The 1,426-nt window shown below is 59.3% G+C and carries 2 pseudogenes; both read right to left on the bottom strand.

What is annotated here, in order from left to right:
• Positions 1-102: 102 nt before the first annotated feature.
• A pseudogene (locus tag ACFORG_RS20215) lies at positions 103-534 on the bottom strand (IS6 family transposase); the annotation flags it as partial.
• Positions 535-591: 57 nt separating this feature from the next.
• Positions 592-1,260 (bottom strand): annotated as a pseudogene (locus tag ACFORG_RS20210) (IS5 family transposase); the annotation flags it as partial.
• Positions 1,261-1,426 lie beyond the last annotated feature (166 nt).

Genomic DNA, 1,426 nt, shown 5'->3' with positions numbered 1-1,426 from the left:
GTCGAGCGGATCGACCGAGCAGGAATAGCCCGTCGGCGGGACCAAATCGCTTGGCCGAAATCTCTTGACTGAGAGAGACCCGTTACCGAAGTCCCGACCCTAGGATCGTAGCTGATCCGTGACGACAGTCTCGGGTTGCCCGTGCTTGCGCATTGCTTTCTTGAGGAATTTCAGCGCAACCTTTTTGTCACGGGTCTTCGTGACGACGCTTTCCAGCACCTCGCTCTCATGATCGACGGCCCTCCAGAGGTAGTGTCGTTCACCGTTGATCTTCACGAACATCTCGTCCAGGTGCCACCGCCACCGGCTGGATTTCATGCCCTCGATACGGCGCTTGCGGATCTCGGCGGCAAACATCGGGCCGAACCGATGCCACCAATATCGTACGGACTCATGGCTCACATCGATGCCACGCTCGTGCAGAAGGTCCTCTACGTTGCGGAGGGACAGCGGGAAACGGACATACAGCATCACCGCCAAGCGGATGATTTCGCGGCTGGTTTTGATATATCGAAATGGGTCAGGTTTGGGCATCCTCAGACGGTACGGAACCACCCTGCCCGGCTCAAATTAGTCTGTTCTGACAGTGCCCTTCCATGGCTTGGCGTTCTTGCGGGGCGGGATGACGGCATGGGCGCCGCAGTCAGCGATGGCGTCGTGGCATTTGCGCGTGTCGTAGGCGCCATCTGCCGTGACGCTGCCGATTTCCTGGTCCTCCGAGATCTGACCGAGAAGCACCGGTGCATCACCAACGTGGCTACCGGTGATCTCGACGGCGCCGACCTCCAGTGTTTCCTCATCAATACCGAGGTGGATCTTGCGCCAGACGCGGCGTTTTGGGCCGCCGTGCTTGCGGCCGTGCCACTCGCCTTCGCCCTCGACCTTGATGCTAGTGCTGTCGATCAACAGGTGCAGCGGGCCCTTGGAGCCGCGATATGGGGTGTTCACGGCGAGTGTCTTCTGGCGACGGTACAGCGTGCTGAAGTCCGGGACCGTCCAGTCGAGACCGACCAAGCGCAACAGGCTCTCGACGAAGCCGGCCGTTTGCCGCAAGGACATGCCGAACAGAACCTTCATGGACAGGCACGTCTGAACCGCCGTATCGCTGTAGGTCCGCTGGCGACCACGCCTGCCTGTCGGCGCGGCATTCCAGATCATCTCGGGATCGAACCAGATCGTCAGCGAGCCGCAGCGCTTGAGCGCTTCATTATAGGCCGACCAGTTCCTGGTCTTGTAAGTGGGTGGTGTCGATCTGCTCATACGTCCCAGCTACCACGCTGGATTTACGAGATGAATCCCTCATCGGATTTATGCAACAGAGCCAAGCGGATCACGCGTGATGCCGATCTCCCGCTGACGAGAGCTTGCGGGAAGATACATCATCGATCAATGTTTATCGGTGGTCATGAAGGCCGCCTCCTTTGGA

Source organism: Lutimaribacter marinistellae (assembly GCF_042648365.1).
In the GTDB taxonomy this organism is placed as follows: domain Bacteria; phylum Pseudomonadota; class Alphaproteobacteria; order Rhodobacterales; family Rhodobacteraceae; genus Lutimaribacter_A; species Lutimaribacter_A marinistellae.
This window is presented reverse-complemented; position numbering and strand designations above follow the sequence as displayed.